This is a genomic window from Staphylococcus sp. EG-SA-15 (assembly GCF_017151895.1).
Classification (GTDB): Bacteria; Bacillota; Bacilli; order Staphylococcales; family Staphylococcaceae; genus Staphylococcus; species Staphylococcus aureus.
In genome coordinates this window covers 32531-41437 of the sequence record NZ_JACVZN010000025.1, presented here as the reverse complement: position 1 = coordinate 41437, position 8907 = coordinate 32531, and the positions used below count along the sequence as shown (strand labels likewise).

Below are 8907 nucleotides of genomic sequence, written 5' to 3'. Positions count from 1 at the left end.
AACAGTATTAAAGACAAATTTGAGCAAGCACTTATTGATCGCGTGAAAAAAATCAAATTAGGTAATGGTTTTGATGCTGATACTGAAATGGGACCAGTGATTTCAACAGAACATCGTAATAAGATCGAATCTTATATGGATGTAGCTAAAGCAGAAGGCGCAACAATTGCTGTTGGTGGTAAACGTCCAGATAGAGACGATTTAAAAGATGGTCTATTCTTCGAGCCAACAGTCATTACAAATTGTGATACGTCAATGCGTATTGTACAAGAAGAGGTTTTCGGACCTGTCGTTACTGTAGAAGGCTTTGAAACTGAACAAGAAGCGATTCAATTAGCGAATGATTCTATATATGGTTTAGCAGGTGCTGTATTTTCTAAAGATATTGGAAAAGCACAACGCGTTGCTAACAAGTTGAAACTTGGAACGGTGTGGATTAATGATTTTCATCCATATTTTGCACAAGCGCCATGGGGTGGATACAAACAATCAGGTATCGGTAGAGAATTAGGCAAAGAAGGCTTAGAAGAGTACCTTGTTTCAAAACACATTTTAACAAATACAAATCCACAATTAGTGAATTGGTTTAGCAAATAAAAATTAGATAAGGTGAGTGCCATTGTAAGAACACAAGACACTCACTTTGTTTTGTATAAGTGGCGAAATGTTGATTGATAATTTGGACTAAACGCAAAATGAATCATAGATTATTTCATGACTTTTAGTAACAATCGTAAAAGGAAAAGCGAGTGTTTTGGTTAGCTAAGTTTAGTAATTCAACGATAACCAATCAGCCACTAACAAATATTTCATGCAATACTCACTTTGAAATACAACAAACTTTGGAGGTCATAACGATGAGTAACAAAAATAAATCATATGATTATGTCATCATTGGAGGAGGCAGTGCAGGTTCTGTACTAGGTAATCGTCTGAGTGAAGATAAAGATAAAGAAGTCTTAGTATTAGAAGCGGGTCGCAGTGATTATTTTTGGGATTTATTTATCCAAATGCCTGCTGCGTTAATGTTCCCTTCAGGCAATAAATTTTACGATTGGATTTATTCAACAGATGAAGAACCACATATGGGCGGTCGTAAAGTAGCACATGCCCGAGGTAAAGTTTTAGGTGGATCAAGTTCGATTAATGGCATGATTTACCAACGTGGTAATCCAATGGACTATGAAGGCTGGGCAGAACCAGAAGGTATGGAAACTTGGGATTTTGCGCACTGTTTACCGTATTTTAAAAAATTAGAAAAAACATACGGTGCAGCGCCTTATGATAAATTTAGAGGCCATGATGGACCAATTAAGTTAAAACGAGGGCCAGCAACGAATCCTTTATTCCAGTCATTCTTTGATGCAGGTGTTGAAGCAGGCTATCATAAAACACCTGATGTGAATGGATTTAGACAAGAAGGTTTTGGACCGTTCGATAGTCAAGTACATCGTGGTCGCCGAATGTCAGCTTCAAGAGCATATTTACATCCAGCTATGAAGCGTAAAAACTTAACCGTTGAAACACGTGCCTTTGTAACTGAAATTCATTATGAAGGTAGAAGAGCAACTGGTGTTACGTATAAGAAAAATGGCAAATTACATACCATCGATGCTAATGAAGTCATTTTGTCTGGTGGGGCATTCAATACGCCACAATTACTGCAATTATCTGGTATCGGTGATTCAGAGTTCCTAAAATCAAAAGGCATTGAGCCACGTGTTCATTTACCTGGTGTGGGTGAAAACTTTGAAGATCACTTAGAGGTATACATACAACATAAATGTAAGGAACCTGTATCATTACAGCCAAGCTTAGATATCAAGCGCATGCCATTTATTGGTTTACAATGGATTTTCACACGTACAGGTGCAGCAGCATCTAACCATTTTGAAGGTGGCGGATTTGTACGTTCAAATAACGAAGTTGATTATCCTAACTTAATGTTCCATTTCTTACCAATAGCTGTAAGATATGATGGTCAAAAGGCAGCGGTCGCACATGGTTATCAAGTTCACGTAGGACCAATGTATTCAAACTCTCGTGGTAGCTTGAAAATCAAATCTAAAGATCCATTCGAAAAACCAAGTATCCGCTTTAATTATTTATCAACAGAAGAAGATAAAAAAGAATGGGTAGAAGCAATTCGTGTAGCAAGAAATATCTTATCTCAAAAAGCAATGGATCCATTCAATGGTGGAGAAATTTCACCAGGACCAGAAGTGCAAACAGACGAAGAAATTCTTGATTGGGTTCGTAGAGATGGTGAAACAGCATTACACCCATCTTGTAGTGCTAAAATGGGTCCTGCTTCAGATCCAATGGCAGTAGTTGACCCGTTAACAATGAAAGTCCACGGTATGGAAAATTTACGTGTAGTTGATGCATCCGCTATGCCACGTACGACAAATGGCAATATACACGCACCTGTTTTAATGTTAGCTGAAAAAGCAGCAGACATTATACGTGGCAGAAAGCCTTTAGAGCCACAATATATTGATTATTATAAGCATGGTGTTCATGATGAAAATGAAGGTGCAATCGAAGTAAAACCATACGCTAAATAAATTTATATAGTAGACTCTTAGTCTGGCATCTATTGTATTGGTGCCAGGCTTTTTTGCGTTTTATCTAAATGAGAAGTTAATGTGTTGTTCAAAAACGGTGTGTGAGTATATGAACTGAAAATAGAGTTAATTGTACATTGTGATGATTAATTGACCTAATTGGCAGACATTAAAAGAGTGCACAACCTTAAAAAGTTCACTAAATAGACATTTAATTGTGTTTTCTTGAAAGCTTTCGTGGTAGGATTTATATAAGTAAATTGAGAGAAGGAATACTATGAGCTTTTACGAATATATACAAACATTTAAAGATGATAAAACACCATTAGGCGAATTAGCGATTTGGATTAAAGAAGATGATTCATTCCCAAAACAAGAGAAGCTAACAGAAAACATTTTGTCTTATTTTCATCAAATGTCCAATATAGATCATGAGTTTTTAGAAATTGTAAAAAGATCACTTTCTCTGTATGATCAATTAAAATCGTAAAATCAGAAATAAAGTTAGCTAAAATAAAAGGCCGGTGATTTCACAGATGAAGTTGTCGGCTATTTTCATGACTAATGTTAAATAATGATCATGAAATTGAAGACACAAAAATAGTGGGCGACTCCTGTCCCCATTTGCATGAAATATTAATACTTTTTACAAAGTCTTATCTTTTAAAAAGAAGCCAAACTATGATTGTAATTAATAAATACGGGAATGAATTAGTAATAGATATAAAGTAATATGACCAAAAATATAAATGAAATGAAGGCATTTATTATGAACATTTATGATGAATATAGAAGTTATGTAATAGAAGAACTGGATGATTGTCTCACAATACAAAAAAATAATGACACTGCATATTACGATGTGCTAGAAGCGATAAATGATTTATCAAATGATTCATTATGTGTGTTAAATCATTTATATATTAACGAAGGACAAGAAGAAACATTCGAGCAAAAATTTTTGCGACGTAATAAGCATTTAAAAAACGTTGATGGATTTAAAGCATTAAGGTTTTTAAGACCTAGAACAGCTGGTAGACACTATATCATTATTACGCTGTGGGAAAATAGGCAAGCATTTTATCATTGGCAAAATTCAGCTGAGTACAAGCATACACACAAGCATCGTGGCACTTCGAAAGGTGCAGATGTAAAAATAATTAATCGTGAATTATCATACAATATTCGTATTGAATTAGCTGATATGGTCTAGCCCGAGATATCAACCCTCAATCATTTGAAAGTCCTTGAATGCTACGTCATGTCAAAGTGTAGTGTCGAGGACTTTGGTATTTAACCCTATTTAATTGAAAATTCTGTAAAGATAGGCGTATGATATATATAATTCATTTATAAAATTACAATGTTCATCACAGGAAAAGTGGATGTATGAAAGGAAGTTAGTTATGCAAAAGTCAGCTCTATTCGCGCCTGAAAAATATAACATTATTTCGGAAATCGAAAAATATAGCCACATACCAGATAAAAAGGCAATTTTATATCATAATACTGAAGGCGAAGATATATCAGTCACTTACCAACAGCTCATTGAACAGTCTAATAAAGTAGGTAATGTTTTAGCATCGCACGGTTTATCTAAAGGCGATAAAGTACTCATTATGATGCCACGATCTATTGCGACGTATGAATTATATATTGCTGCTTTAAAATTAGGTGTTGCAATCATTCCATGTTCTGAAATGCTAAGAACTAAAGATTTACAATACCGTATCACACATGGTGAAATTAATGCAGTTATTGCACTAGAGCCATTCACAGTTGAATTTGAAAAAATTAAAGAATATGATGCGTTAACTAAATTTGTTATTGCCGGTCAAAAAGATGGATGGATTTCACTTGAAGCTGAAAAAGAAAACGCAAGTAACAAACTAGAAATGGCAGATATGACGCGTGATGATATGGCGATTCTGTCATATACATCTGGTACAACTGGCAATCCTAAAGCCGTTACACATTGTCATGGATGGGGATTTGCACATTTACAAATGGCACCAAAACATTGGTTATGTATTAATGAAGATGACTTAGTTTGGGCAACAGCAGCACCAGGTTGGCAAAAATGGGTATGGAGTCCTTTCTTATCTGTATTAGGTTCAGGTGCAACTGCTTTTGTATTTAATGGAAGGTTCAGTCCTGAAACATACTTAGAATTGCTTCAAAAATATCAAATTAATGTTTTATGTTGTACACCGACAGAATATCGTATGATGGCTAAATTACAGAACTTAAATGATTATGACTTAACGCATTTACATAGTGCCGTTTCTGCAGGTGAGCCACTAAATCGAGAAGTAGTTGAACAATTCAAGAAATACTTTAATTTAACTGTAAGAGATGGATATGGCCAGACTGAAAGTACCTTGCTTATAGGCTTTTTAAAAGATACACCACAGAGGATTGGATCAATGGGTAAAGGCATTCCGGGTAGTTCGGTCACTGTAGTAGATGATGAGGGGAATAGCGTACCTGCTAATACGAAAGGGAATATTGCAGTACCACTTGATTTGCCAGCACTTTTCAAAGGGTATTATAAAGAGCCAGAACGTACGGCGAAAGCGCAAACAGGTAAATACTACATCACTGGTGACTTAGCTCATGTAGATGATGATGGTTATTTCTGGTTTGAAGGACGTCGAGATGACATTATTATTAGTTCAGGCTATACGATTGGGCCTTTTGAAGTTGAAGATGCGTTAACGAATCATCCAGCCGTTAAAGAATGTGCTGTAGTAGCAAAACCTCATGATATACGAGGAAATATTGTTAAAGCATTCGTTATTTTACAGGACCATACTGCGGGTGATGATACGTTAGTTAAAGAACTACAACAATTTGTTAAAAATGAAGTTGCACCATATAAATATCCGAGAGAGATTGAATTCGTTGACGACTTACCAAAAACAAACTCAGGTAAAATTCGTCGTGTTGAACTACGAGATTCTGAAATAGAAAAATGGCAACAACAAAAAGATAGCAATCAATAAACATAGCAAAGCAGTCCAATGCGTAAGGTATGATGATACGCACTGGACTGCTTGTTTATTTATGATGTTCTTTGTCGTCTAGTTATAAATATTAAAATTAGTTTAGAAACAAGCGCAACCAGTATTAAGAATGAGAAAATATAAGATGTTAAACCTCGAATATCCCATGTTAATAAAAACACATTACTATCACCGGCATTAAACTTAAACTCAGCATGTGTAAAAACGATAATCACAATGCCTATAAGTGAAAGATTCAAAATAGTTTTCAATATTAAAGGTAATTGTGATGTTTTTCTTGGATGCAGATATTGAATCTCCTTTTTATGATTGATTTTACACTTATATTGTATCAAAATAGAGTATAGGTTTAAAATGCTATAATCCAAATGTAGATTAAAACAATCGTTAGCTATTTGTTGTCAAATAATTATGATCGATTTGATATTTATCTTCTATGAATAAAAGATTTAATATATTGCAAAGTTAATGAATAATTATAATTTACATTTACCACTGCTTGCTTTAACATATACATGTAAGCACTAACTATAGTATTTTGTTACAGCGTATCAATTAAAACAGGAAGTTATCTATGGCGTTGATATTTTAAAGAAATATGTCAGTTTTATGTAACTTTCATATTGATGATACACATTTACAATTTTTGGAGAGGTGAAACCAATGGCTAAGTCTAATAGTAAAGACATCGTTTTAATTGGAGCCGGTGTACTTAGCACAACATTTGGTTCAATGTTAAAAGAAATTGAGCCAGACTGGAATATCCACGTTTACGAACGCTTGGATCGTCCTGCAATCGAAAGTTCAAACGAAAGAAATAATGCTGGTACGGGTCATGCAGCATTATGTGAGTTGAACTACACAGTTTTACAACCTGATGGTTCTATCGACATCGAAAAAGCGAAAGTGATTAACGAAGAGTTTGAGATTTCAAAACAATTCTGGGGTCACTTAGTGAAAAGCGGTAGCATCGAGAACCCAAGAGAATTTATCAATCCATTACCACACATCAGTTATGTTAGAGGTAAAAACAATGTTAAATTCTTAAAAGATCGTTACGAAGCGATGAAAGCTTTCCCTATGTTCGATAATATCGAATATACTGAGGACATCGAAGTAATGAAAAAATGGATTCCATTGATGATGAAAGGCCGTGAAGATAACCCTGGTATCATGGCGGCAAGTAAAATTGACGAAGGTACAGATGTAAACTTCGGTGAATTAACACGTAAAATGGCTAAAAGCATTGAAGCACATCCAAATGCTACAGTGCAATTTAACCATGAAGTTGTTGATTTTGAACAATTATCAAATGGGCAATGGGAAGTTACTGTTAAAAATCGCCTAACTGGTGAGAAATTCAAACAAGTAACTGACTATGTATTCATCGGTGCTGGCGGTGGAGCAATTCCATTATTACAAAAAACAGGTATCCCTGAAAGTAAACATTTAGGTGGATTCCCTATCAGTGGTCAATTCTTAGCTTGTACAAACCCACAAGTTATTGAACAACACGATGCCAAAGTTTATGGTAAAGAGCCACCTGGTACACCACCAATGACTGTACCTCATTTAGATACGCGTTACATTGATGGTCAAAGAACATTATTATTTGGACCATTTGCTAATGTTGGACCTAAATTCTTGAAAAATGGTTCTAACTTAGATTTATTCAAGTCTGTTAAAACATACAACATTACAACTTTATTAGCAGCAGCAGTTAAAAACTTACCTTTAATTAAATACTCATTTGACCAAGTGATTATGACAAAAGAAGGTTGTATGAACCACTTACGTACTTTCTATCCAGAAGCACGTAATGAAGATTGGCAATTATACACTGCTGGTAAACGTGTACAAGTTATCAAAGATACACCTGAACACGGTAAAGGATTCATCCAATTCGGTACAGAAGTGGTTAACTCACAAGACCACACTGTAATCGCATTATTAGGTGAATCACCAGGGGCTTCAACTTCAGTTTCAGTTGCGTTAGAAGTATTAGAACGTAACTTCCCTGAATACAAAACTGAATGGGCACCTAAAATCAAGAAAATGATTCCATCATACGGTGAATCATTAATTGAAGACGAAAAATTAATGAGAAAAATCCGTAAACAAACTTCAAAAGACTTAGAATTAGGTTACTACGAAAACTAAATTCTAATAGCTATATTTAAAATCGGACAACTGAGAAATCTTAAAGATTTTTCAGCTGTCCGATTTTTTTACGTAATCTAATACATACGGCAAAATCAACTTTAATCAAAAAAGACTCATACACAATGCCATTAAAGCACATGTATGAGTCCTTTTTAGTAGTTTATATCAAAAAATACGTTTAATGCATAAATTAGTTTTTGTTTACAGAAGCATCGTAAATTGATTCTACAGCATCACCTAAAGCTTTATCGAATTCTTCTTTAGATTGATCAGCTCTTAAATCACTAGCTAATGCACGTGAGAAACTTGCGATAAGTTCATCGTTATCTTTAAGTAATTCATTTGCTTTTTCTCTGCTGTAACCACCTGATAATACAACGACACGAACAACATTAGGATGTTCAGCTAACTCTTTGTATAAGTTTGGTTCAGTAGGAATTGTTAATTTCAACATTACTAATTGATCAGCATTTAAGCTATCTAAACCTTTTTTAAGTTCAGCTTTTAATACTTTTTCAATTTCAGCTTTATCTTTTGCATTAATATTAACTTCTGGTTCGATAATTGGAACTAAACCTTTAGCAATAATTTGTTTAGCAACTTCAAATTGTTGTTCAACAACGTCTTTGATACCTTGCTCATTTAATTCTAAAATGTTAGAACGCATTTTTGTACCAAAAATGTGACGTTCGTTTGCACGGTCTAATAAACTGTCTAAGTTGTCGATTGGTTTCATTAATTGAACACCATTTTGCTCTTCAGCAAGACCTTTGTCTACTTTTAAGAACGGAACAACACCTTTATCAGCTAAGTAATCTGCAGTGTATTTGCCTTCTACTTCGCGATCCATTGTTTGTTCGAAAAGAATAGCACCCAAAATTTTATCTGGTGAGAATGAAGGTGAAGTTACCACACGTGTACGCATATCGTGAACAAGTTGGAACATTTCGTCTTCATTGCTATATTGATCTTCGTTTACACCATATTCTTTAAGTGCTTTTGGTGTACTACCACCACTTTGGTCTAATGCGGCAATAAAGCCTTTTCCATTTTTCATTTTTTCTAATTGCTCTTTATTCATACTTTCCACTCCTTAACTTTTCAATACACCTCCAGTATGATAAAAATGAGAACATTTCTCAAGTCATAAA

Annotated in this window: 8 protein-coding genes; 6 read left to right on the top strand and 2 right to left on the bottom strand. The window is 34.6% G+C overall.

The window, feature by feature from the left end; all coding sequences use genetic code 11:
* The 5 genes from IDG64_RS10605 to mbcS all read left to right on the top strand — a co-directional run.
* A partial coding sequence (locus tag IDG64_RS10605) for an aldehyde dehydrogenase family protein (protein ID WP_206171319.1) occupies positions 1-597 on the top strand: 597 nt, incomplete at its 5' end.
* Between the two features lie 260 nt (positions 598-857).
* Positions 858-2567 carry a choline dehydrogenase gene (betA, locus tag IDG64_RS10600; protein ID WP_000066521.1) on the top strand — a complete coding sequence of 570 codons (1710 nt, stop codon included), beginning with the start codon at positions 858-860 and terminating at the stop codon, positions 2565-2567.
* Positions 2568-2844: 277 nt separating this feature from the next.
* Positions 2845-3057 carry a sterile alpha motif-like domain-containing protein gene (locus IDG64_RS10595; protein ID WP_000011688.1) on the top strand — a complete coding sequence of 71 codons (213 nt, stop codon included), beginning with the start codon at positions 2845-2847 and terminating at the stop codon, positions 3055-3057.
* Positions 3058-3336: 279 nt separating this feature from the next.
* Entirely contained in the window at positions 3337-3780 is a 444-nt protein-coding gene (locus IDG64_RS10590) for an antibiotic biosynthesis monooxygenase family protein (protein WP_001028786.1), read from the top strand.
* Between the two features lie 193 nt (positions 3781-3973).
* Positions 3974-5572, top strand: coding sequence for an acyl-CoA synthetase MbcS (gene mbcS, locus IDG64_RS10585; protein ID WP_206171318.1), 1599 nt, complete (start codon positions 3974-3976; stop codon positions 5570-5572).
* A 59-nt stretch (positions 5573-5631) separates the two neighbouring features.
* Here mbcS and IDG64_RS10580 read toward each other — a convergent pair whose 3' ends face one another.
* The gene (locus IDG64_RS10580; protein ID WP_001838111.1) at positions 5632-5961 is read right to left on the bottom strand and encodes a hypothetical protein; all 330 of its coding nucleotides are present in this window, start codon (positions 5959-5961) and stop codon (positions 5632-5634) included.
* A 295-nt stretch (positions 5962-6256) separates the two neighbouring features.
* Here IDG64_RS10580 and lqo point away from each other — a divergent pair, with 295 nt between their 5' ends.
* A complete protein-coding gene (gene lqo, locus IDG64_RS10575) occupies positions 6257-7753 on the top strand; it encodes an L-lactate dehydrogenase (quinone) (protein WP_001130051.1) in 1497 nt (498 codons plus the stop codon).
* 193 nt (positions 7754-7946) lie between these two features.
* Here the strand turns inward: lqo and IDG64_RS10570 are convergent, their stop codons facing one another.
* Positions 7947-8837: a fructose bisphosphate aldolase gene (locus tag IDG64_RS10570; protein WP_001031409.1), complete on the bottom strand. Its 891-nt coding sequence runs from the start codon at positions 8835-8837 to the stop codon at positions 7947-7949.
* Positions 8838-8907: the final 70 nt, after the last annotated feature.

Bases quoted from the DNA above. Each gene is read 5' to 3' on its own strand.
- mbcS (WP_206171318.1), top strand. From the start codon at position 3,974: ATGCAAAAGTCAGCTCTATTCGCGCCTGAAAAATATAACATTATTTCG.
- IDG64_RS10570 (WP_001031409.1), bottom strand. From the start codon at position 8,837: ATGAATAAAGAGCAATTAGAAAAAATGAAAAATGGAAAAGGCTTTATT.
- IDG64_RS10595 (WP_000011688.1), top strand. From the start codon at position 2,845: ATGAGCTTTTACGAATATATACAAACATTTAAAGATGATAAAACACCA.
- betA (WP_000066521.1), top strand. From the start codon at position 858: ATGAGTAACAAAAATAAATCATATGATTATGTCATCATTGGAGGAGGC.
- IDG64_RS10590 (WP_001028786.1), top strand. From the start codon at position 3,337: ATGAACATTTATGATGAATATAGAAGTTATGTAATAGAAGAACTGGAT.
- lqo (WP_001130051.1), top strand. From the start codon at position 6,257: ATGGCTAAGTCTAATAGTAAAGACATCGTTTTAATTGGAGCCGGTGTA.